The organism is Chryseobacterium sp. BIGb0232 (assembly GCF_024810195.1).
Classification (GTDB): Bacteria; Bacteroidota; Bacteroidia; order Flavobacteriales; family Weeksellaceae; genus Chryseobacterium; species Chryseobacterium pennae.
Genome location: NZ_JANUEH010000001.1, coordinates 216,132 through 240,479, shown reverse-complemented (window position 1 = coordinate 240,479; position 24,348 = coordinate 216,132). Strand labels below are relative to the sequence as shown.

Here is a 24,348-nt window from a genome sequence, read left to right as displayed (position 1 = left end):
ATGAGAATTTTTATTTTAAGCTTTATGAGTGTTTTTATTGCTCAAAGTTGTAAAACGCAAGAATTTAAAAATGAATTTTTAATCGGTACATACGTAAAAAAAGGACGAACCGATAAAATAGAACTCAAAGATAACAGCTTGTATATCTTGTATAATTCCAAAAATTTGGGAGATTTAGCTTTAGACCAGTGTGATATTTTGTCTAAAGGTCAATGGAAGCAAATAAGTACAGATGTAGTGGATTTAACAAGCGAAAATTACTATTCAAAAGAAGATGGTTACAAGTATGACTTGAAACAAGAAACCAAATTTTCAAAAGATAGTGTGTATATTAATATAAATCTTCATAAAGATTTTGAAACGTCAATACCAACGCCTGAGTTTAGTATTTTATTCAATTATAAAAGTTCTAAACAAATAGAAACAACGAATAATAAAATTGTAATCTCAAAAAAAGACTATTCTTTAATCGGAGTGAAAAACCAAGTGAATTTAGATTTAGTTTTTAAACCAAGCGGGCAAACCCGCTATTATAATCGTTTAAGATATGAGATTCTTCAAGATTTTCCTTTGGATGTAGAGAAAAATAATTATTTTACGATTAGTCTTCCTAACTTCAATCAATGTTTTTACGAGTTTGAGCCATATTACCATAGTTACATCTATGTAAAGGATAAAAAAACTCTAATGTGGCAAGGAGAAGAATGGATAAAACAATAAACAAAAACCCGCCCCAGCTGCGCAAAGTCTCCTGACTTTGAGCAATCAAAATAAAAGAACCTTTGCTCTTGCAAAGGTTTTTTACTTATCCCCCCCGCTGGCGTGAGCTTCTAGCTCGTGCCTCCAAATAATATAGAAATTATTGTATTTGCAATGGCCTTATTATTTTGGAAATGTAAAAGTAAGTTTGGTTTCTTCTATTTTTAGAGTCTGGATCAGTGTATGACCTTTTACTAAAAATAAAACCTGACTTCAGTCAGGCTTATATTTAAATACACTTTTCAGGATCATATGTCCTACAGGCACCATTTTCGCGATATTGACATGTTCCGCTCGGACAGCTTTGTCCAGGTTGTGGAACCCATCCTCCTGAGATCGTTTTTAAATCAGATTTTGTTAGTTTTTTGAGATTTTTCATACGTTTAATTTGGTTTTGGTTACTCTACTCTGTAAGCTTTTCGAGGTCCGCTTGTTACGAATTTATAAAAAAGTTTAAATAAAATTACAACTTATGGGAAAATTTTGAAAATAAAATAGCTTGATATATAAGGTGTTTGACCTTAAACTGATAAAATCCATCCAAAATTTTGCTTTACCCAACCACCACAAAAATCATAAAACCAACATTTTCATCTCTCACTGAAAAACCGTATTTTTGTACATCTAAAAAAGTAAAAGAACGAATGAATTCCTACAAAAATCCATTGGAAGAGCGCTATTCCAGTGAAGAAATGTTGTTTAATTTCTCACACAATAACAAATTTCGTACCTGGAGAAAGCTTTGGATCGCTTTAGCAGAGATCGAAAAAGACTTAGGCCTTGAAATTACAGACGAGCAGATCGCTGAATTAAAAGCTAATGCTGAAAATATCGATTTCGATAAAGCAGCAGAATACGAAAAGAAATTCCGTCATGATGTAATGGCTCACGTTCACACGTATGGGGATGTAGCGCCTTCAGCAAAAGGAATTATTCACTTGGGAGCTACTTCAGCTTTTGTAGGAGACAATACAGACTTAATTCAGATCCGTGACGGACTTTTAATCCTGAAGAAAAAGTTGGTTAATGTAATGAAAAACTTAGCAGACTTTGCGATTCAGTACAAAGACCTTCCAACATTAGGATTCACACACTTCCAACCGGCTCAGTTAACAACAGTTGGGAAAAGAGCCACCCTTTGGTTACAGAGTTTGGTTCTTGATATCGAAGAATTAGACTTCTTCCTTGAAACCCTACGTTTCAGAGGAGTTAAAGGAACTACAGGAACGGCTGCAAGTTTCCTTGAACTGTTCAACGGAGATTATTCAAAAGTAAAACATTTAGATAAAGAACTGTCAAAAAGATTCGGATTCGAAAAAGTATTCGGAGTTTCAGGACAGACTTATGATAGAAAGATTGACGCTAAAGTAGTAGCTTTATTAGGAAATATCGCTCAATCTGCACATAAATTCACCAACGATTTACGTTTACTTCAAAACCTTAAGGAAATTGAAGAACCATTCGAAAAAAACCAGATCGGTTCATCAGCAATGGCTTATAAGCGTAACCCAATGAGAAGTGAAAGAATCGGGGCATTGGCAAAATACGTAATGTCTCTAACGACAAGTTCTGCAATGGTAGCTTCTACACAATGGTTTGAAAGAACATTAGATGACTCTGCAAACAAGAGATTAACAATTCCTCAGGCATTCCTTGCGGTAGATGCGATCCTATTGATCTGGAACAACATCATGAACGGAATCGTAGTATATCCGAACAGAATCAACAAACACATCGAAGAAGAACTTCCTTTCATGGCCACAGAATATATCATCATGGAAGAAGTGAAAGCGGGTGGTGACCGTCAGGAAATTCACGAAGTAATCAGAGTTCACTCTATGGAAGCTTCCAAGAAAGTGAAAGAAGAAGGAAAAGAAAATGACCTGATCGAAAGAATCTTAAACGATGATTCTTTAAAGCTAGATAAATCAAAATTAAAAGAAGTTTTAGATCCTAAGAACTTTATTGGGTTCGCGCCGATTCAGACAGAAGAATTTGTCAAGAATGAAGTGCAGCCGATTATAGACCAAAATAAAGACCTTATAGGATTAGAAGCTGATCTTAAAGTATAAAACAATATGCAGCCTTTTGGGCTGCATTTTTTATTTTAAACCCAACCATGAACAGAATCCTTTTATTCATTACAGTGATTCCCGTACTTGCTTTTTCTCAGGAGAAAGAAGTTTTAAAATATTTTAAAGCCAAAGACAATTTAGTAGGGGTAAAAAATCAAAAAGGGGAAGTTGTTATTCCTGCACAGTTTAAAATCTACTCCGACCTTAAAGACGGTGATCTGGTAGAAGGAGAAACCATTCTTTTTGATGGCGAGAAAAAAGGTGAGAAATCTCAGAAAAATACCTGGGGATATGTCTATGACAGAAAAGGAAACTTTCTGTACACTCCACTTCTATATGACAACGGACCCGATTATTTTGTAGAAGGGCTAAGACGTTTCGTTAAAAATGGAAAGATAGGTTTTGCAGATAGAAACGGAAAAACGGTTATTGAGCCTAAACATGACTTTGTTGCCTCTTTCAATTATGGATACACCTCATTTTGTGACGGATGTAAAAGGAACGATGATGATGGCTATGTAAAAGTGCCGGGTGAAAAATGGGGAATGATGAATATCAAAGGAGAAACCGTTCAGCCTCTTACAAAATATTCTCAGAATGATGTGAAGATTGTCGGAAAATACTATCCGTATCCTTTCCAATACAATGAAAAAGAAAAAAATATTCTTCAGTTTTTTGAAAAGCAGAATAAACTGTTATCAGATCTTTATTATGTAAATCAGTACAATAAAATCCCTGAAAAAGAAAAAAAACTTTTTTTTGAAATTGTAGAAAGACCCAAAGAAAACTTTCCTTATTATCAGGTCAATACATATGATTATACGAAGTACGATTTAGGAATGCTTTATCGTTTTAAATTTCTGGTTTCAGAAGATGGGAAAACATTTTATGCCATAACAGCCTATAATGAGAAAGGAGTTCCTTTTGAAGAATGGCTGAGAAAAGAAATAGAAGAAGCAACAAAATTTCAAAAAGAACATCCTGATAACCCAAATAAATTCAAAAATAACCAGAATTAAACTTAATGAGAAAAAATATATTCTTATGTATTGTTGCTTTGACATTTGTGAAGAACTATGCACAAACAGATAAAACAGTTTATTCCATGATAGATGCAGCAGCTCAAAAAGTTGCAGTAGAATCTAAAGCATATTCCGTTTCCGTTGGAATTATTAAAGACGGAAAAGTCTACACCAAGCACTTTGGCGAAATAGACAAAGGAAAAGGAAATAAAGCAGATGATAATACATATTTCTCCATCGCTTCCGTTACCAAGCTTTTTACAGGTCAGTTATTAGCTCAGGCAGTGCTGGAAGGGAAAATAAGCCTTGATGATGATGTACGTAAATACCTCAAAGGATCTTATCCTAACTTAGAATATAATGGAGTTCCTATAAAAGTTCGCAACTTAATTTCTTACGAAACAGCGCTTCCAAGAAATCTTCCTATTGATGATGAATTAAGGAAAAACATGAACGATGAGACCGCTTTTCTTTACGAGAAGCTCAATAAAGGCTATACAAAAGAAGACTTTAAAAAAGATCTGGCCACTGTTACATTAAATATGGAGCTAGGTAAAGAATATAAATACAGCAATTTAAGCCTTGAGTTGACTGGTCTCATGCTTGAAAATATTTACGGAAAAAGCTATGAAACGCTTTTGAAAGAAAATATATTTTCAAAAGCTGGAATGAACCATACCAAACTGGAACTTGGTAAAGATGAAGCTCAGGCCAATGGATATCATGAAAATTATCGTCTGATGCCCGTTTCACAAAGCCTTTTATGGGGTTCAGGTGGATCGAAAACCGAATCTACAATGGGAGATATGATGAAGTTTTTAAAAAAAGAACTGAATCCACAAGATAAAATAGTACAGGAGTCCCAAAGGAACATTAACAACAGCAAAGAAGGCTGGTATGGATATTTTTGGGATAAATATTGGATTACTGAACATGGTAAAAGAGGATTCAAACATGGTGGATCTTATGGAATAAATACCTTGTTTACGGTATTTCCTGAACTGAATATCGGAATCTGTATAATAGTGAACATCAATGGACCTGAAACATTTACTGCACTTTATAATGGAACGGATAGTTTAGTAGCCGATCTTATTTCAACCTCAGATAAAAAACAGGTATATGGATATTCCGTAAAGGGAGATAAAATCGTTTTTTCTTACACACACCCGAAAAACCTGAACGGAAACCTTATCAATACTGTTGCTGTAACAGGAAGTTTCAATAATTGGGATCCTGAAAATAAAGAATATCAGATGATAAAAAAGGATAAAAACCTTTATGAATTGGAGGTTCCTGTATCCCATTTTGAAAAAGGGAAGCCCTATTCTTTTAAATTGGTATTGAATAAAGAAGAATGGATAGGAGCCTCTAAAAATGCATCCAATAACGATGGTACCAAAGATCATAATCTGACATTGGTATTATAAGAAAAAGATAGAGGAAAAAGAAAGTAAAAAGAGTAAATTTGTACTCAATAATATAGAGCGGATGATAACGCTTAAAGTAGGATTAATACAGAAAGGATAATAAGCCACAATCTGATATGGATTCTCCGAAACCCAGAAAAGTAAAAGAAAAATAAATCTAATATTAAAATCTGACATCTAATGTCTAATAACAAAAGAATTTTCGTAGAAAAAAGAGGAATTTTCGATGTTGAAAGTCCAAAAATTTTTGATGAAGTAAAAGCAGTTGTTCCGGCAATTCAAAGTGTGAAAGTATACAATGTGTACGATATTTTTAACCTGAATGACGGGGAATTCGAAAAAGTAGTAAACAATACTTTTGTAGACCCTGTTACTGATATTTTACATACAGAAAACCCTGCAACAAGCATCCACTTCGGAATGGAATTCCTGCCTGGTCAGTATGATCAGAGAGCAGATTCTGCACAACAGTGTATTGCTTTATTGACAGAAAATGAAAAATCAAAAGTAAGAAGTGGAAAGCTGATCGAATTTGTAGGAGTTTCAGAAGCTGATTTGGTGAAAATCAAAGACCTTTTGATCAATAAAGTAGAATCTCAGGAAAAAGACCTTTCTGTGTTGGATATTCCTGCTGATGAAACACCTTCAAAAGTATTAATCCACGAAAATTTCATCAATTTTAACGATGCTGAACTTGAAAACTTCTATAACAATCACGGTTTTGCATTAGGATTAGATGACCTGAAGTTTATTCAGGAATATTTTAAAACAGAAGAAAGAAACCCTACAGAAACAGAACTGAAAGTATTGGACACATACTGGAGCGATCACTGTCGTCACACGACTTTCGAAACAGAATTATCAGATATTCAGTTTGAAGGGAAATTCAAACATACATTGGAAACTATTTTCAATGATTATATCGAAAAAAGAAAATTCTTAGGCCGTGAGCTGAAGCCTATTTCTTTAATGGATTTAGGAACAGTTTGTGGTAAATATTTCCATAAAACAGGCAACCTTGACAACCTTGTTATCTCTGATGAGATCAATGCCTGTACTATCCAAATTGAAGCAGAATACGATGGGAAAAAAGAACCTTGGTATTTATTATTCAAAAACGAAACACACAACCACCCAACAGAAATTGAGCCTTTCGGAGGAGCATCCACTTGTTTAGGAGGAGCGATCAGAGACCCTTTATCAGGAAGATCTTTCGTATTCCAGGCAATGAGATTAACGGGAGCTGCAGATGTTTTAGAATCGGTAGACAAAACATTACCAGGAAAATTACCTCAAAAAACGATTACCAAGCAAGCTGCTAACGGATATTCATCTTATGGAAACCAGATTGGTCTTGCAACTACGATGGTGTCTGAAATCTATGATGAAGGATACAAAGCCAAAAGAATGGAAGTAGGTTTTGTTACCGGAGCCGTTCCTGTAGACTGGGTAAGACGTGAAAAACCTGCGAATGGTGATTCTATCATTATTTTAGGAGGTGCTACAGGTCGTGATGGAGTAGGCGGAGCAAGCGGAAGTTCAAAAGAACAGGATGAGACTTCTATCCATACTATGAGTTCTGAAGTTCAGAAAGGAAATGCCGTAGAAGAGCGTAAAATCCAGAGATTATTCAGAAATCCTGAACTGACAAGATTAATCAAGAAATCAAACGATTTCGGTGCAGGAGGAGTTTCTGTAGCGATTGGTGAAATTGCAGACTCTTTAGAAGTAAACCTTGATGTATTACCATTAAAATATGAAGGATTAAACGGAACAGAATTAGCCATCTCTGAATCTCAGGAAAGAATGGCCGTTGTGGTAGATCCAAAAGATAAAGAAAAATTCATCAAATTCTGTGAAGCTGAAAACATTGTAGCGGTAGAAGTAGCAAAAGTAACAGATTCAGGAAGAATGCAGATGTTCTGGAAAGGAGACAAAATTGTAGATCTTTCAAGAGCATTCCTTGATACCAACGGATGTTCAAAATCTCAGGAGGTGAAAATCAGCCATCTTGAAGAAGTAAAGACAGAAACCAAAGCATTCAACGAAGAAAACTTCCTGAATACTTTAAAAGATAAAAACGTAGCTTCCCAAAAAGGATTATTGGAAATGTTCGACTCTTCAGTAGGAGGAACAACAGTTGCCATGCCTTTAGGTGGAAAATACCAACAAACCCTAATGGAAGGAAGTGTTCAGACACTCCCTATTTTAGGAGCTAAAGATATCAAAACCGTTTCCCTGGCAAGCTGGGGGTTCGATGCTGAAATCTCAAAACAAAACTCATTACTGGGATCATCTTATGCCGTAGTAGAAAGTGTGGCCAAGATTGTAGCGATGGGAGGTGATTATAAAAACATCAGATTAAGCTTCCAGGAATATTTCGAAAAACTAGGTCAGGCTCCTGAAAAATGGGGTAAACCTTTAGCTTCACTTCTTGGTGCTTATGACGCACAGATCAACCTTGGATTGGCAGCAATTGGTGGTAAAGATTCCATGAGTGGAACCTATCAGGACCTGAATGTACCTCCAACATTGATTTCTTTCGCATGTGCAAACGGAGAAAAGCAAAACATCATTTCTCCTGAATTTAAAACAGCAGGAAACAAAGTATATTTATTCAATCATACTGCTCAGGAAAACGATCTTCCAAATTATGATGCTTTAAAAGACGTTTATGAATTCATTTTCGAAAACATCAAGTCCGGAAAAATTGTTTCTGTAAAAACAGTGAAAGATGGTGGAGTAGCAGTCGCATTAGCAAAAATGAGTTTCGGAAACAGATTGGGAGCTGAAATCAACGCTGATGAAAATACTTTATTAGCTAAAAACATCGGTAGCTTAATCATCGAAGCTAAAGAAGAACTAAACTCTGCAAATCTTCAATTGATTGGAAAAGTGATTTCAGATGAAATTTTGATTATCAATAATTTCAAATTTCAAATTTCAAATCTCGAATCCAGTTTTACTGGTACATTCGAAAACCTTTTCCCAACAACAGAAAAAGAAAAGATTACGGTTGAAATTGATGAAAAATCAAACTCAATCAACCCAAGAAATATTATTATCAAAAAACACGGAATTGCACAGCCTAAAGTATTTGCTCCGGTGTTCCCGGGAACAAACTGTGAGTATGATACCTTAAACGCATTCCAGAAAGAAGGAGCTGTAGTAAGCAGCTTACCTTTGATCAATATCAGCCACCAATTATTGGATGAAAGTATTGATGCATGGGTAGAAGAAATAAAAACTTCTCAAATCTTAGCCTTCTCAGGAGGTTTCTCTGCAGGTGATGAGCCGGATGGTTCTGCAAAATTCATTGTCAACGTTTTAAAGAACGAGAAGATGAGAAATGCAGTTCACGAATTACTAGACAGAGACGGGATGATTATTGGAATCTGTAACGGGTTCCAGGCTTTGGTCAAATCTGGATTATTACCTTACGGAAGAATTAAAGATTTAGATGAAAACTCTCCAACATTGGCTCACAATGCGATCAGAAGACACATCTCGCAGATGGTGACTGTAAAAGTAGTGAACGATGAAAGCCCATGGTTAAAAGGAATGAAAGGTCAGACCTTCACCATTCCTATTTCTCACGGTGAAGGACGCTTCATGGCCTCAGAAGAAGAGATCAAGAAGTTATATGAAAACGGACAGATTGCAACACAGTACATCGATTTCGATGGAAACATTGCCCACGGAATGCCATTTAACCCTAACAATTCATTGTTTGGAATTGAAGGTGTTACCAGCCCATGTGGAAAGATCTACGGAAGAATGGGACATCCGGAAAGATTTACGGAAGGTCTCATGAGAAATATACCAACCGCGAATTATCACAACATATTCAAAAACGGTGTAGAGTACTTCAAATAAAAAATCAACCTCATAGAATTTCAATATCTATGAGGTTTTTTTTTACTATTTAATCAATAAGTTTATATTTTTGTACCATTACAATTAGAAAAAACAAAACGATAACCGATGAACGAAGAACATTCTTCTGAGCCCCAAAAAGAAATCAAAAGAATAGACGCCCATTACATCTCGCACGAGATACAGCACCTTTTACATTTTGATAAAGGCTTTCCTTTTACTTTTAAAGAAGTTTTGATACGCCCGGGAAAAGCCGTAAGAGAATATCTTAGAGAAAACCGTGAAAAATATGTAAAACCAATCGTGTTTTTAGTTTTTGCAGCAGTTCTTTATACTTTCATTATTCATTTATTGCATATTGACGTTCTCATATTTAATATAAAAGGATTTGAGGAAACGAAACAATGGGAAAATAATATAAATACCGAAGCTATCAATAGCTGGATAGATTCTCATCTTGCATATTCTGCTTTGATTATTGGATTTTTTATGGCTTTGTGGACAAAAATATTCTTTTACAAAAAGGGATATAACTTATTTGAAATCTTCGTATTACTGTCCTATATTTTTGGCGTTTTTTTTATTTCACTTCTATTCTTTCTATTGCTCACAAAGCTTACTGGCTTGTTGATGATCACCCAAATTGGGGTGTTTTTGCTTCAGATTTACTTTGTATGTGCAATAGGACAGTTTTTTGGAGAAAAGGTCTTTTTAAATTACGTTAAAAGTTTAATTTGTTTATTTTTAGGAGTTGTTACCTACAAATATACTTTGATTTTATTGGCTTACCTGATCCATCTTTTTAAGTGAAATCTATTGTAATAGAAAAGGCTATCACATTTTAGGAATCATCATATATCATTAAAAATGAAATTGAATACCTCAAATAACAATACAGGAAAAATGATTGTCATCCATGGTGATCATTTTTCATCTTTAGAAGGTTTTTACGAAGAAGTTTCCAATGTTTTAATGAAAGACACAGATTGGAAAGTCGGAACCTTAGATGGCTTTGATGATATTCTCTATGGTGGTTTCGGAATCTTTGAAAATAAAGAAGAAATTGAAATTATCTGGAAAGAATCACAAAAATCAAAAGAAGATTTAGGGCTTAAAGCCACTCAGGAGTTCTACAAAAACAAGATCCGACATGGAAAACCTTTTAATATTGAATTAGCCCAACAAAAATTAAATGATTTACTGGAAGGAAAAGGGCAGACATTGTTTGGTATTCTGATAGAAATTATCGAATCACATACAAATATCACTTTGACGTTAGATTAATAAGCAATAAGCAATAAGCAATAAGCAATAAGCAATAAGCAATAAGCAATGAGTGGGAATTTTAGATATTAATGACACGTATTATTTTCAAAGCTTGCCACCTCGCTTCATCGAATCAACTTGTTGATTGCATCTTTGCTTCCTAAAATATATACTATAAGAATAAAACCTTTGCGTTAAAAATATATTTAAATCCCTTTTCTTAATTCCTTAAAGATCCTTAATGATTCAAAATTTTCTTACTACAATTTTACATTTAAAAAATCTCACAGATTAAGTGGATTTCGCAGATTTTTATCTTACTTTGAAGAATAATTGAAAAGCTTTACTGTAAAAGCAACAATCAAAAAGCAAAAGAATTAATTGAATGAAGAAAATAGTGTATGGTCTGTTCTTTGGAGACAGTATAACGTATGGAGAATATGATGGCGTTTTTGGCGGTTGGGTAGATATTTTAAAAAGATATGCCCTGCAGAAATTCCACGAAGGGAATGGGGATGAACTGATTTTATTCAATTTAGGAATCGGTGGCGAAACCACAGAAGGGTTATTGAAGCGAATGCCTGTAGAATTAAGGGCAAGAAATTCTGCCGATGGAAATCTGGTTTTCATCAGTTATGGAGCGAATGATCTTGCTATTAAAGAAGGAATGCAGATCGTGAATCCTGAAAAATTTAAATATAATATCATCACAGCGGTTCAGCATGCCCAGGAGTTTTCTAATGACATTTATTTGGTAAGCATTCTTCCTATATCTAAAAATATAGATGGAGTAGTGGTTGGTTCAGGGAAACTCAGATCAAACGAGGAAGTGATCACTTACAACGGGATCCTTAAAAATATTGCAAAAGAATATTCCTTGACCTATATTGATTTTCATTCAGCTTTGTTTGAGGATAAAGAAGTTCTGCTTTCCGCAGATGGGGTCCACCCCAATGAGAAAGGCTATGGAATGATGGCCGAAATAGCAATTCCAATCATTGAAAAATATCTGTAATACCTTTTGTATGTTGCTGTATCATCCGAAAGATAAGATGCAGAGATTTACTGTTTGGTTAGCAACAAAAAAAGGTAATAAATAGTCGAATATCAACATCAATATAAAACGGGCTAAAGCCCGTTTTATATTTTAAAGACCTATCCATTGGCTTGAGCCAAAACATAAAATATCATTTCATTCACTATTCTCGGCATTATTCATTCCAAAATTCTCTCCTGACAAACAGTTGTCACAACTCTTTTCTATCTTTGGACTACAACAAAAAATTAAAAAATGGACAACGTGAAAATCGAACCTTTTAAGGTGATCGGAATTGAAGTAAGAACAACCAATGAGAATGAACAGGCTGCAAAAGATATTCCTGTATTATGGGAACAATTTATGAAAGAAAACGTGTTGAACAATATCCCTAATAAAATAGATAACATCATTTATTCCATTTATACAGAGTATGAAAAAGACCATACAAAGCCTTATACTACGCTGTTAGGATGCAAAGTAGAAAGCCTTGATCATATTCCGGAGGGAATGGTCGGAAAGTCTTTTGATGGCGGAGATTATGTGAAATTTTCCCCAAAAGGAAATCTGGCAGAAGGGTTGGTGATTAATGAATGGTTTAAAATCTGGGATATGGATCTGGGAAGAACTTTTACGGCAGATTTTGAAATGTATGGAGAAAAAGCGCAGAACCCTTCCGATGCAGAAGTCGATATTTTGATTGCTGTGAAATAGAAATCAAAAAAAGATGAAGTCTCCTAACTTGCATGAATTGAATTGAATACGCAATATTCCCCTCCTCCGGAGGGGTGTCAAATCAAAGATTTGACGGGGTGGTCAAACAATATACTTCCAATATACAAGAACCCCAATAATAGCAGAAGCAATGGCTACTAGAATAACCGCTCCGGCTGCAATATCCTTAATAAAGCCAATTCTTTTATCAAAATCCGGTTGAATAATATCACATAGTTTTTCAATCGCTGTATTGAAAATTTCAGCACTTAAAACTGTTGCAGAAGCCATAAGAACCAAAGCTGCATCAGTAAAAGTGAGCTTTAGGTAGAAAATAAGGAACAGGTTAATGAAAAAAGCCACAAGCTCAATCTGAAAATTTCTTTCCGTTTTGATCATCATAAAAACACCCCGGAAAGCATTCAGAAAACTTTTATGAAGAGGAGGTTTTTGCATGTTCCTTTACTTTTTTGAACAAAGATAGCTTTTGTATTTTGATTGTTGCAGTTAATCTGTTATATTTGGAAAACTAAGATTACAATATATTCAGCAGTCAATATTTTGATACAAAATATACCGCTATGGAAACCAGAACGTAATATCGGATCTGAAACCCCATTGACGATCTTTGTTAAAAACTCGTCGGGAATATTCTTTTCTTTGTTGTATGTATTTATTATATTTGTAGAAACTTATTTTATAAATCTATGAAATTTATTATTTCAAGTGGTGAACTGCAGAAGGCGTTGCAAACTGTAAGTGGCGTAATATCAAGCTCTCAATCGAGACCGATTTTAGAAAACTATCTTTTTGAATTAGACGGAAATAATGTTACCATTACAGCATCTGACGGCGAGACAACTCTTGTAACTTCTCTGGAAGTAAAGTCTGATGATTCAGGTAAATTTGCTGTTCCTGCTAAAATTTTTCAGGATTTTATCAAGACATATGGAGAACAGCCTTTAACATTTGTTGTAAAGGACAATGCGGAAGGAACTGGAAGCCAGCTTGAGATTTTAGATGAAAAAGATAATTTCGCAGTAGCATTAGATAATGCCGATGACTATCCCGAATTGCCAGAATTCGACGCTTCTCAAAGTGTTGTAATGCCGGCTGGAGTTTTGTCCGAAGCTTTAACCAATACATTATTTGCCACCAGTAACGATTCACTTCGTCCGGTAATGACGGGAGTATTATTCCAGTTTACAGAAAACGAAACCAATTTCGTTTCTACAGACTCTCACAGACTTGTTGTTTACAAAAGGTCAGACCTGATGAATGCTGAGCCAATGGAGTTTATCATGCCTAAAAAACCATTGAATATTTTCAAAAATATTCTGGCAAGTTCTAATGAAGACGTAAAAATCGACTTCAATGAGAACATGGCTAAATTTACCTTTGATAAACATATCTGGATCTGTAGACTGATCGATGGTAAATATCCAAACTATACAGCGGTAATCCCTAAAGAAAACCCGAATGTACTGACAATCAACAGAAATCTTTTATTAGGAGCAATCAAGAGAGCGTCTATCATGTCTAATAAATCTACCAACCAGGTAAGATTCAAACTTTCAGGAAATATTCTTCACCTTCATGCAGAAGATACTGAATATGCAAATAAAGCAGACATGCAGATTCCTTGTGATTATAATGGAGAAGATATCAATATCGGATTCAGCTCTAAGTTCTTAACGGAAATGTTGACGATCTTAGGTTCTGACGATATTACAATGAAAATGTCTCAGCCTAACAGACCGGGAATCATTGAACCACTTGATGGTCTTGAAGAAAACGAAAATATCTTAATGTTATCAATGCCGGTAATCGGGTTGTAAGATTAAAATAACAAATACAAAAAGCTGGAGTAATCCAGCTTTTTTTGTTTTTTATAGTCAAAATATTGAACCGTTAAGAAATATGAAGATTTTATGGAAAGTTAAGTTACATCAAAGATGGATTCAGGATGCTGCTAGCTAAGTGAAACGCCTTTGCGCCCTTAAATTATACATTATCATTATAAAACCATTGCGTTCCTTGCGTTAAAAATCAAGTAATATAGATTGTTTAAACGCTAAGTTCGCAAAAAAGGATTAAAGGCTGTATATTTTCGTTCGCAAGAGCATTTCATTCAGCAGAGATGATGCATGATAGGTTAAATGAATGTTTAGAATCAGTAGATTAGCCTTAGCTGAGTGAAGTGCCATTACGATCTTAAAAAAATAATACGGTGTAATTGTAAAATCCTTGCGTACGCCGCATTAAAAGAATATATATAAGTAAAATTATAACGTTCTTTGTAATGCACAATAACGCTCATCATGGAAATTAAAATACTGTCTTACCGAATTTCAGATTTTCCTTCCCATTTTACCACTGAAAACTACAGTGTTGTTTTATGGAAGGGTTCCGGTGTTTTTTCTGTAGATGATATCAATTATTCTTACAAAGGATATAATATCTTATTTCTTTCACCCTATCAAAAGTTGAAACTGGTTTCAGAGACGGATGAGAATATTGATGTTCTTCTATTTCATGGAGATTTTTATTGCATAGAGTATCATAAAGAAGAAGTAGCCTGCAACGGACTACTTTTCAATAACATTTATCTGAATCCCGGCATAGAACTCTCAAAAGAAAACTATGAATACATTCTGGAGCTTTTTAATCATATAAAAAAGGAAGAAACAGAAAATCATCAGTTTTCACAATCTATTATTAAAACATATATCCAGCTGATTCTTGCCATTTGCAGCAAACAGAAAAGTGGGATTGAAAACACTTCAGTAATCAATGAAAAACTGCCGAATAAAAACGCTGTAGAATTTCAGAAGCTGCTTGAAATTAACTTTAAAAACGAAAAAGAACTTTCATTTTATAGCGATCAACTCAATATTACCAACAATACCTTAAGTAAAGTGGTCAAAAAAGAGTTTTCCAAAACACCTACTCAGCTGATTAATGAGAGAATTATTCTGGAATCCAAAAAGCTTCTTCATTTGACATACCGCTCCATAAAAGAGATTGCTTCAGAGCTGGGATTTGATGATGAATTCTACTTCAGCAGGTATTTCAAAAAAGCTATGGGCTGTTCTCCCAAACAATATCGGGAAAAAGTAGGCATTTCTGTGGTGGCAAAAATGTCCATGTAATGTCCTGAAATGTCTATGTTTGGGCTGTAAGCATGTGAATATCTTTGTTAAAAAAGTAAATCTTATGCAAAACAGTAGCTTATACAGCCGTTTATTAAAGTTAGATGATTATTTCTTCAATTTTCTGAGAATATCAATATGTATTGTCATGGTCTGGATTGGCGGGCTTAAAGCATTTCAATATGAAGCTGATGGAATTGTTCCCTTTGTTGCCAATAGTCCGCTGATGAGTTTTTTCTATAAAAATGCAGGAAACAAAGTCCTGAATAAGGATAAAAAGCTTGTTTCTGAATACACGATATATAAAAATCCGGAAGGAAAAGTTGTACAGAAGAATATTAACTGGCACACACAGAATGGGACCTATACCTTTTCCTATGGGCTGGGAACGATGATTGTGATCATAGGAATTGTAGTGTTTCTGGGAATTTGGTTTCCTAAAATAGGTGCTGTAGGTGCGGCTTTGACCTTTTTTATGTCTCTGGTTACCTTATCTTTTCTCTTGACCACTCCAGAAGTGTATGTTCCTGATCTTGGTGGAGATGGCCCGACGATTCAATATGGATTTCCATATCTTTCAGGAGCAGGACGTCTTGTTTTGAAAGATATTATTATGATGGCAGGTGGATTGGTTTTATTTTCAGATAGTGTAAAGAAATTGGTAAAGCCATTCTAACCAATTTTTAATGGCTTACCAGAAATTAGATTGAAAGTACAGCACAGAGTGATCTGCTCAGCCTTCCCGGAAGAAATCTATTAAAATTATTTCTCTTAAAGTTGGTTCTAAATTTCTGTATTTCTCAAAAAAACACGACATTTGTACCGCGAAAAACCGACTCGATAATTGAGCGGAATTTCAAAAAAAGTTTCAAAAATAGTGCAGATGGAACCTGATGTTTCGTTTGACGAATTAAACAAGTAGATAGATAAGCAAATGAAAATATCAAACAACTGGCTGAAGGACTTTGTAAAAACGGAATTAAAAACTGAAAGAATCGGTGAATTCCTTACAGATATAGGTCTTGAGGTTGAAGGGATAGATAAATTTGAAAGTGTGAAAGGCAGCCTGGAAGGAATTGTTGTAGGTAAAGTTTTAACTTGCGAGAAACATCCTAATGCCGACAAACTGAAGAAGACAACAGTAGACGTAGGAAACGGAAAAATATTGAATATCGTTTGCGGAGCTCCTAATGTAGAGGCAGGACAAACTGTTCCTGTAGCCGTTGTCGGAACCAAAATCTATGATAAGACCGGAAACTTTTTTGAAATTAAAGAAGCAAAAATCAGAGGCGAAGTTTCTCAGGGAATGATCTGTGCAGAAGATGAGCTTGGTTTAAGCGAAGATCACGGGGGAATCATGGTTTTAGATGAAACCAAGTATGAAGTAGGAAAAAACTTTGCAGACTATTTTGAATTGACCAATGATGAGGTTCTTGAAATTGGTTTAACACCAAATAGAACAGATGCAATGTCTCACTATGGTGTGGCAAGAGATCTGCATGCATTTCTTTCTACCAATCAGCAAAAGTCGCAATTTAATAAAGTGGCTTCCGAAGTTTTAAATAATGAAGGAACTCACGATTTCAAACTGGAAATTGAAGATGCAGAGCTTTGTCCAAGATATATTGGCGCTGTAATTGAGAATGTAAAAGTTACAGAATCTCCAAGTTGGTTAAAAGACAGATTGAAAGCAATCGGCTTAAGCCCGATTAATAATGTTGTAGATGTTACAAATTATATTCTTCATGGATACGGGCAGCCGCTTCACGCATTTGATGCTGATAAAATAGCAGACAAAAAAGTGAAAGTGGGTGTGGTAAAGCCGGGGACAAAATTCACTACACTGGATGGAGTAGAAAGAACACTGAACGGTACTGAGATCATGATTAAAGATGGTCAGGATAGCCCAATGTGTATTGCCGGAGTTTTTGGTGGTGAAAATTCAGGAGTATCTGAAACTACAAAAACAATATTCCTTGAAAGCGCTTACTTCAATCCGATTGCCGTAAGAAAAGGTGCGAAACTTCACAGTTTAAATACAGACGCTTCTTTCAGATTCGAAAGAGGAGTAGACCCGAACCTTACAAGAACAGCAATTACTCACGCCATTAAACTGATTCAGGAAATTGCAGAAGGAAAACTGGTGGGTGAGCTTTTAGAAGAATATCCTAAGAAAATAGAAGATAACTATGTGATCCTGAGATTCTCTAAAATTGAACAGATTTTAGGAACAAAAATTCACAGAGAAAAAGTAAAAGAAATTCTTAAAGCATTGGAAATTCAGGTTTTAAACGAAATTCCTAACGGTTTTGAAATCTCTGTTCCTGCTTACAGAGCAGATGTAACAAGAGAAATCGACGTTATTGAAGAGATTTTAAGAATCTACGGATACAATAAGATCGATGCTCCACAAAAGATTTCATTTACCCCAGTGAAGTTAAGCGCAAATGATCAGGATGAACTGGAAAACAGTTGGGCAAAAACTTTACAGAGCCTTGGTTTCAATGAAGTAATGAACAATTCATTAACTTCTGTAAAAGACGAAACTGATGCCGTAAAACTATTGAATCCTTTAAGCGGTGATCTTGCCTTCATGAGAAAATCTCTATTAGAAGGACTTCTTCAGAATACTGTTTACAACATCAACAGAAAGAATGAGGATATCAAATTCTTTGAATTAGGAAAGATCTACCACAAAAGAGAGAAGTACGAAGAAAGAAAACAATTAGCGATTATTGTTTCCGGAAGAGATGTAGCTGAAAACTGGCTGCAGCCTAAATCTGCAGTAAGCTTCTACAACCTTAAGGCTTATGTAAAAGTTTTATTGGAAAGATTAGCCGTAAGTTATAAAGAAGTAGCTTTATCTGACGAAAGATTCTCTGATGCATTAGCTTATGAAGCAGATGGTAAAGTTTTAGTAAGAATCGGTAAAGTAGCTCCGGCGTTATTGAAGGATTTTGATATCGATCAGGATTGCTTCTATGCTGAAATAGAGCTTGAATTGGCTCAGGAATTACGTTCTAAAAACGAATTGAAGTTTAAAGACATTCCGAAATTCAACAAGATCAGAAGAGACTTAGCTTTATTGATTGATAAGACTGTTAACTATCAGGAGCTTTACCAGATAGCGAAGAAAAATAAATCTCCATTCATCAAGAATATTAATTTATTTGATGTGTATGAAGGTAAAAATCTTCCGGAAGGTAAAAAGTCTTATGCCATGAGCTTCGAGCTGTTAAATGAAGAAAAAACACTGGAAGAAAAAGAAATCACAGAAGTAATGGATTCTTTAATTAAAGCTTTCCAGAAAGAATTCAATGCAGAATTAAGATCTTAATTTAAAGATTACAGAAATATTATGAAACGGGCTTTTAAAGTCCGTTTTTTGTTTTTAAATTATTTCTAGGTAGATTATGAAATAATATTCTATGTGTCCTTTAGTTTGTAAACTTAATTTCTTTTTACAAACTAAGGACACATAGGCTTTATCTGCTGATAGATTATTCGTGCATTCATGGCATTAGAAGAAGCATACAATTTTATCGGAGATAAAATCCTTGCACCTTAAAAACAGCAGATTTTCAAAAACATTGCGTCTTAGCGTTTCCAACCTGTAAGGCAGTATTTCAATGTTGATATTGCTTAGCTCGCACTGAGAGGTAGGTGTAACATTTGTGAAATTAATATCTAAAGAAGAGCCGGTAAGATCAGTAATTTACATTTAAAATAAAGTAAAAATATCAACTGTTAAAGAATAAAAATTTATCGCAGCCCGTTTAAATAATATAAAATCCGTAAATTTGGGTTAATTAAAAAAGTAAAAAATGAAAAATCTTTTTTTAAGTATATGTACAGCAGCAGTATTGGCTTCATGTGGATCCATGACAAGTCCGTCTGCTTCTAAAGTAGGAAAAGCCCAGCCAGCTCTTGCCAGTACAAAATGGACGTTGGCAGATAATGTAAAAGGCAAAGTCCCGACATTGAACATTGAAGGTGAAAAAATTAATGGAAATGCAGGTTGTAACAACTATTTCGGAACCGCTACCATAGATCCTTCTACAGGAGGATTTTCAGCAGGGCAAATGGGATCTACAAAAATGATGTGTAACAATATTGGAGTAGAGCAGAACTTCATGGATATGATGGGGAAAGCTAACAAATATGTAATTTCCGGAACCACTCTGGAGCTTTATAAAGACAATCTTTTATTATTGAAATTCAATAAATCAGAATAAAAAGAAAAAGGAACTCAATTTGAGTTCCTTTTTTATGATTTGGATGTAATTAATCTTCCTCTTCTTCGTCGTACTTAGCCAACTCTTCATCGCACCATTTAAATGCTGCTTCTACCACTTTCGTAGCTTCGTCTGCCATAGTCTCTTCGTCGTCTCCTTCAAGATCGTCTAACCACTCAACTTCCTCTTCCTCAACGTTTAGGATAAATCTTGGATATTCTGTGTGGACTACGAATAGATCTTCTGGAAATTCCGAATTATCTGCTAATAAAAACTTTGGTAATTTCATTTTTTTAATGTTTTAACTTTCTCAAAGATAAATAAAATTATTGACTTAAAATGAGTTCAAAAACATTTTTGAAACTTTTTCAGCTTTTTTACTTTCAGAATAATCATAGAAGCCTTCTCCTGATTTTACACCCAGTTTTCCAGCTGTGACCATGTTTACAAGCAATGGATTCGGAGCATATTTTGGATTCTTGAATCCATCATACATTACATTCAGGATAGCAAGACATACATCAAGACCAATGAAGTCTGCCAGTTGAAGCGGTCCCATCGGGTGAGCCATACCCAGCTTCATTACTGTGTCTATTTCCTCTACACCGGCAACACCATTGTAAAGAGTTTCGATAGATTCGTTGATCATTGGCATTAAGATTCTGTTAGCCACAAAACCAGGATAGTCGTTCACTTCTACAGGAACCTTTCCTAGTGTTTTACTCATTTCGTAAATAGCAGAGAACGTTTCTTTAGATGTAGAATATCCTTTGATGATTTCTACCAGCTTCATAATTGGTACCGGATTCATGAAGTGCATTCCGATCACTTTATCTGCTCTTTTTGTAGCCGCAGCAATTTTTGTAATAGAAATAGAAGACGTATTGGTTGCAAGGATACAGTCTGTAGGTGCCAATTCATCCATCTGTCCGAAGATCTTTAATTTAAGATCAAGATTTTCAGTAGCCGCTTCTACGATAAGATCAGCCGCTCCTACAGCATCATTAAGTGCTGTGAAAGTCGTAATATTACCTAAAGTTTCAGCTTTTTGCTCTTCCGTAAGGTTCCCCTTTGCAATGATTCTGTCAAGGTTCGTAGTAATGGTTTTCAATCCTCTGTCTAAAGCATCCTGGGATACATCCACAAGATTTACTTTAAATCCGCTTTGTGCGAAAGTGTGTGCAATACCATTTCCCATGGTTCCTGCTCCGATAACTACAATGTTTTTGATCATTTTTCCTTTATTTTTTATAGATAGTTAAATTTCTTGCATTCATAAGATCCTCCTGATGAGCGATATCAGTGGAATCAAAACCAACATTTCCGGTGTTTGCCTGTTTTTTATTGTTGTTTTGATTAGAAACAGCAGCAGTAAGCCCCCGTACAAGGCGTTTTCTCTGATTAACGGTAAGAAAATCGGTTCCTACATATAACTGATATTCACCTTCTCTGCCTACGCCCTTTTCTATAAGGATTTCCAGGCTTCTTATCTGGTTTTTTCTTTTAAACTCTTTAAGGTAGCTGATGACAGGTTTCTCTGAAGCCGGACCACAGCATACACTTCCATAGCGGATCTTTAAATAGTTTTGATTCTTCTGTGACAAGAAGAAAGTGAAGCAAAATAAAGACGCTGCTAATAGTATTTTTTTCATAGTAATGAATTCAGGAATCGATGTGATTCTCTGCCCTAAAATTAAGCTTAATATTTTATTTATTAAAATTATCCCAGACCACTTTTGAAATGTCTGAGATTATTTTGCAGTTTTCGGTTTCAGATTCTTTGGAATTGCTTACAAATACGGCAATTGCATAGTGTTTTCCGCTGGGAAGAGTGATGATTCCCATATCGTTTTCTGCAATAGTAAGTGTATCATCCTTTCTGCCGGAAGCCCCTGTTTTATGAGCTGCTGGTGTTCCTTTTGGCAGCTGTTCAACAATTTTATTGGCTCCGGTTTTGGTTCCCAGCATAATCTGCATCAGGTAATCCGTAGATTTTTTGGAAAGCAGTTTTCCATCATAGAATTTTTTCAAAAGATCTACAGTAGAACTAGTGGTAGTGTAATTTTCATAGAGAGAATCCCAGCCGTTAAGAGCCATACCATGTTCACTGTATTTAATCTGAAAATCTTTGATACCCTTAGAATTCATGAATTTCTGAACAGCTTGTGTACCACCTGTAAGGCCAATCAACAGATCACAGAGATTATTATCACTCAAAGCCACTGTATAGTCAATGATTTCGTTTAAAGTAGCTTCCCTATTTCCTTCAGGATGCTTTACACGATAGGGAGACCATGTATTTTCATAGAGATCAGATTTTTTAATGAAAATCTTTTGATCCAATGAAAGTTTCCCCTGGTCCACAAGATCTAATGCTGCACAGGCAATATGGAACTTGAAAACACTCATCATAGCAAGTCTTTTCTCTCCGTTTTGGCTGTATTTAAAATTATTATCAAATCCTAAAACTGAAACTCCTACTGTAGCTTGCTTGCCCTTTGTAATTGAGTTTATTTTTTGTTCTAATGTAGATTTTTGTGCAGAAACAAATGCGGAAGTTAAAAGGAGAAAGAATGTTATTTTTTTCATAGTGATTAAGGATAAAAAGAAATCCCTTTTAAAGGCTAAAAGGGATATGCAATTTAAGATAATTATCGATAGGCTCAGAAGAAAAAAAGATTTTTAAACAGGCCGTTGAAAGGTATTAGTGAGATAATTAACTCCAAGCTTCCATCTTCCCAACCTTCATTTTACTTTATTTCAAAATAATTCAGGTTCACACCATCATTTTCAAAGATGACCCTGATTTTGTTTTCCCCTTTCTGAAGCTTGATATTTTTTGCAGAAACAGTATTCCAGTCTTCATTTTTTCCTGTAGCCGGTAATGAGATGGTGGATAATAATTTTCCTGAATTATTCTCAAATCTTATTTTTGAAGGATTTATACTTGAATATCTGATCTCAAACGTATAGTTTTTATCTGCTTTTGAGCTTACAGTATATTGCAGCCATTCTCCAGCCTCCGTTTTTCCTACATAATATTGATTGGTAATTGTATCAGTGCAGGAGTAGATGTCTACACCATCATTTCTCATTTGCTGGCCGGAATTCCATTCGGATCTTTTAGCAGGATCACTTACCCAAAGGTTAATAAAATCTTTATCCAGATAAGCAGAACCCAACCTCCCCAGATCATACTCTGATGCAAATATTCTTCCAGGTATCTGATGATTTTTAAACGGTTTTGTAGAATCATCGGTCACCTGTCTGAACATGGCATCAATAACATCATTTTTTACTTCAGTATTGCTGAATTTGTAGTTGTCTGCAATATGCATCAATGCTTTCTTTGCATATTCTTTGGAAGGTTTTTCGCCGCCGTTCTTCCAGTAGTTCAAAAGCTTTTCATACTCAGGAGTTGTTTTTACATTGGTAATTCCGGCAATGTTGTCAATTTTTTTCATAGGCCAGAAAGCATATCCGATATTATGCTTATCCAATAACTGAATCAGTTCTGTGAACCATACATTAGAATTTTCACCGGTTTCTCCAAGCCAGATCGGTATATTATGTTTCTCCCTTAAATCCAAGGCAAACTGTATGGTTTTATCATCGTTATCATTCCAGTATTTATGGAAACTGAAAGCCATGTTCTGATCCCAGATTGGCAGTAAGCCATTGTAATTATTACCCCATCCATTTCCTTCAATAAAGATAATATGCTTCTGATCCACTTCCCGGATGGCGCTGGTGATCTCTTTTTGTAATTTCCAAAGAGGGGCATTCGACATTTCATCAATACCATTGGGGTTTTTTCCGGTGAAATTGATATTAGGCTCATTAATAATATCATATCCACCGATCCATGGTTCATTCTTATAGCGATCTGCCAGTTTTTTCCAGAGCGCAATGGTTTTTCTTTGATTTTCTTCACTTTCCCAAAGTGATGGCTTAGTCTTATCGTTATCTGAGATGTTGGCATCATTTCCCTGTCCGCCGGGAGCAGCATGAAGATCAAGGATCAGATAGATTTTGTTGTCTTTACACCATTTAAGCAAATCATCGGTCATCTTAAAACCTTCTTCCAGCCATGTGTCCTTGCCTTTTACCGATTCCTTTTCTATAGGAAGAGTATACAGGTTGTAGTGCATAGGAAGCCTAATAGAATTGAAGCCCGCTTTTGCTAAAAAATCAATGTCCTGTCTGGTAATACCATTCTTCAGATAAGCTTTATAAAATTCATGCATTCCATCCTCACCAATCAATTCGGCTATTTTTTCCTTAATCTTATATTGAGGACCAGCAAAATCAGCTGTTTTCAGCATATAACCTTCCTGTAGCATCCATCCGCCTAAGCCGAGGCCTTTCAATTGGATATTTTCACCTTTATCATTAATGATTTTTTGTCCTGAAGTCTTTAATAATTGAGATGTCCCAAATTGAGACAATAATAAAGCGGATAATAGAATGGCTCTTTTCATAGTTGTTTTGATGGTTTTAAAATAATGGAGGAATAATATTAGAATCAATCATGAATGGCATTATAAAATAAGCAGTTACTTACTTCATTTGCTTTGCCATAGATCCTTATATATAAATCAAAATATTTCAATACTTTATTGAATTGTTTTTCAAATATATTGTTTTTTTGCTTTGAAGGAGTCTTTTTATTGGTAAATCTGTAATTTTTAATGAGAATTTTATTTAAGAATTACAACTGTACTATATTAAAAATGCTACCTTAATAATCAGGATAAAGGATTATTAAGATAGCATGATAACT

At 34.9% G+C, this 24,348-nt stretch carries 21 protein-coding genes; 14 read left to right on the top strand and 7 right to left on the bottom strand.

Annotation, left to right across the window (positions count from 1 at the left end):
- Window positions 1–720, top strand: a complete 720-nt coding sequence (locus M2372_RS01150) for a hypothetical protein (RefSeq protein WP_148060734.1) — start codon at window positions 1–3, stop codon at window positions 718–720.
- A 268-nt stretch (window positions 721–988) separates the two neighbouring features.
- Here the strand turns inward: M2372_RS01150 and M2372_RS01145 are convergent, their stop codons facing one another.
- Window positions 989–1,138: a bacteriocin-like protein gene (locus M2372_RS01145; RefSeq protein ID WP_123947379.1), complete on the bottom strand. Its 150-nt coding sequence runs from the start codon at window positions 1,136–1,138 to the stop codon at window positions 989–991.
- 265 nt (window positions 1,139–1,403) lie between these two features.
- Between M2372_RS01145 and purB the strand changes: the two genes are divergently transcribed.
- The 8 genes from purB (at window position 1,404) to M2372_RS01105 (ending at window position 12,178) form a co-directional block, all read left to right on the top strand.
- On the top strand, window positions 1,404–2,831 hold the full coding sequence (gene purB, locus M2372_RS01140) for an adenylosuccinate lyase (RefSeq protein ID WP_047096071.1): 1,428 nt from the start codon (window positions 1,404–1,406) through the stop codon (window positions 2,829–2,831).
- A 47-nt stretch (window positions 2,832–2,878) separates the two neighbouring features.
- Entirely contained in the window at window positions 2,879–3,853 is a 975-nt protein-coding gene (locus M2372_RS01135; protein ID WP_123318718.1) for a WG repeat-containing protein, read from the top strand.
- Between the two features lie 5 nt (window positions 3,854–3,858).
- On the top strand, window positions 3,859–5,286 hold the full coding sequence (locus M2372_RS01130; RefSeq protein ID WP_123318719.1) for a serine hydrolase: 1,428 nt from the start codon (window positions 3,859–3,861) through the stop codon (window positions 5,284–5,286).
- A gap of 180 nt (window positions 5,287–5,466) precedes the next feature.
- Window positions 5,467–9,162, top strand: a complete 3,696-nt coding sequence (locus M2372_RS01125) for a phosphoribosylformylglycinamidine synthase (protein ID WP_123318720.1) — start codon at window positions 5,467–5,469, stop codon at window positions 9,160–9,162.
- Window positions 9,163–9,270: 108 nt separating this feature from the next.
- Window positions 9,271–9,972 carry a DUF3667 domain-containing protein gene (locus tag M2372_RS01120; protein ID WP_123318721.1) on the top strand — a complete coding sequence of 234 codons (702 nt, stop codon included), beginning with the start codon at window positions 9,271–9,273 and terminating at the stop codon, window positions 9,970–9,972.
- Window positions 9,973–10,029: 57 nt separating this feature from the next.
- Window positions 10,030–10,446 (top strand): ribonuclease inhibitor, encoded by a 417-nt coding sequence (locus tag M2372_RS01115; RefSeq protein ID WP_115972122.1) that lies wholly within the window; start codon window positions 10,030–10,032, stop codon window positions 10,444–10,446.
- A 367-nt stretch (window positions 10,447–10,813) separates the two neighbouring features.
- The gene (locus tag M2372_RS01110) at window positions 10,814–11,443 is read left to right on the top strand and encodes an SGNH/GDSL hydrolase family protein (protein WP_123318722.1); all 630 of its coding nucleotides are present in this window, start codon (window positions 10,814–10,816) and stop codon (window positions 11,441–11,443) included.
- Window positions 11,444–11,719: 276 nt separating this feature from the next.
- Window positions 11,720–12,178 (top strand): GyrI-like domain-containing protein, encoded by a 459-nt coding sequence (locus M2372_RS01105; protein WP_123318723.1) that lies wholly within the window; start codon window positions 11,720–11,722, stop codon window positions 12,176–12,178.
- A gap of 102 nt (window positions 12,179–12,280) precedes the next feature.
- Here M2372_RS01105 and M2372_RS01100 read toward each other — a convergent pair whose 3' ends face one another.
- On the bottom strand, window positions 12,281–12,634 hold the full coding sequence (locus tag M2372_RS01100) for a diacylglycerol kinase family protein (RefSeq protein WP_123318724.1): 354 nt from the start codon (window positions 12,632–12,634) through the stop codon (window positions 12,281–12,283).
- A gap of 251 nt (window positions 12,635–12,885) precedes the next feature.
- Between M2372_RS01100 and dnaN the strand changes: the two genes are divergently transcribed.
- From dnaN to M2372_RS01075, 5 genes are all read left to right on the top strand, one after another.
- On the top strand, window positions 12,886–14,016 hold the full coding sequence (gene dnaN, locus M2372_RS01095) for a DNA polymerase III subunit beta (RefSeq protein WP_115972126.1): 1,131 nt from the start codon (window positions 12,886–12,888) through the stop codon (window positions 14,014–14,016).
- A gap of 483 nt (window positions 14,017–14,499) precedes the next feature.
- Window positions 14,500–15,330 (top strand): helix-turn-helix domain-containing protein, encoded by an 831-nt coding sequence (locus M2372_RS01090; RefSeq protein WP_123318725.1) that lies wholly within the window; start codon window positions 14,500–14,502, stop codon window positions 15,328–15,330.
- 64 nt (window positions 15,331–15,394) lie between these two features.
- Complete coding sequence (locus M2372_RS01085; RefSeq protein WP_123318726.1) at window positions 15,395–16,006, top strand: DUF417 family protein; 612 nt, start codon at window positions 15,395–15,397, stop codon at window positions 16,004–16,006.
- A 258-nt stretch (window positions 16,007–16,264) separates the two neighbouring features.
- Window positions 16,265–18,667 (top strand): phenylalanine--tRNA ligase subunit beta, encoded by a 2,403-nt coding sequence (gene pheT / locus M2372_RS01080; RefSeq protein WP_123318727.1) that lies wholly within the window; start codon window positions 16,265–16,267, stop codon window positions 18,665–18,667.
- A 487-nt stretch (window positions 18,668–19,154) separates the two neighbouring features.
- The gene (locus tag M2372_RS01075) at window positions 19,155–19,565 is read left to right on the top strand and encodes an META domain-containing protein (RefSeq protein WP_123318728.1); all 411 of its coding nucleotides are present in this window, start codon (window positions 19,155–19,157) and stop codon (window positions 19,563–19,565) included.
- Window positions 19,566–19,614: 49 nt separating this feature from the next.
- On the opposite strand, the gene M2372_RS01070 is transcribed toward M2372_RS01075, so the two are convergent.
- The 5 genes from M2372_RS01070 to M2372_RS01050 all read right to left on the bottom strand — a co-directional run bounded on the left by M2372_RS01070 (window position 19,615) and on the right by M2372_RS01050 (window position 24,046).
- Window positions 19,615–19,854: a hypothetical protein gene (locus M2372_RS01070; RefSeq protein ID WP_002977986.1), complete on the bottom strand. Its 240-nt coding sequence runs from the start codon at window positions 19,852–19,854 to the stop codon at window positions 19,615–19,617.
- A gap of 45 nt (window positions 19,855–19,899) precedes the next feature.
- Entirely contained in the window at window positions 19,900–20,796 is an 897-nt protein-coding gene (locus M2372_RS01065; protein WP_185018765.1) for a 3-hydroxybutyryl-CoA dehydrogenase, read from the bottom strand.
- A gap of 10 nt (window positions 20,797–20,806) precedes the next feature.
- Complete coding sequence (locus M2372_RS01060; protein ID WP_115972132.1) at window positions 20,807–21,217, bottom strand: hypothetical protein; 411 nt, start codon at window positions 21,215–21,217, stop codon at window positions 20,807–20,809.
- 55 nt (window positions 21,218–21,272) lie between these two features.
- Complete coding sequence (gene bla-A / locus M2372_RS01055) at window positions 21,273–22,154, bottom strand: CGA/CIA family class A beta-lactamase (RefSeq protein ID WP_123318730.1); 882 nt, start codon at window positions 22,152–22,154, stop codon at window positions 21,273–21,275.
- A 161-nt stretch (window positions 22,155–22,315) separates the two neighbouring features.
- Complete coding sequence (locus M2372_RS01050) at window positions 22,316–24,046, bottom strand: cellulase family glycosylhydrolase (protein ID WP_123318731.1); 1,731 nt, start codon at window positions 24,044–24,046, stop codon at window positions 22,316–22,318.
- Between the last annotated feature and the right edge of the window lie 302 nt (window positions 24,047–24,348).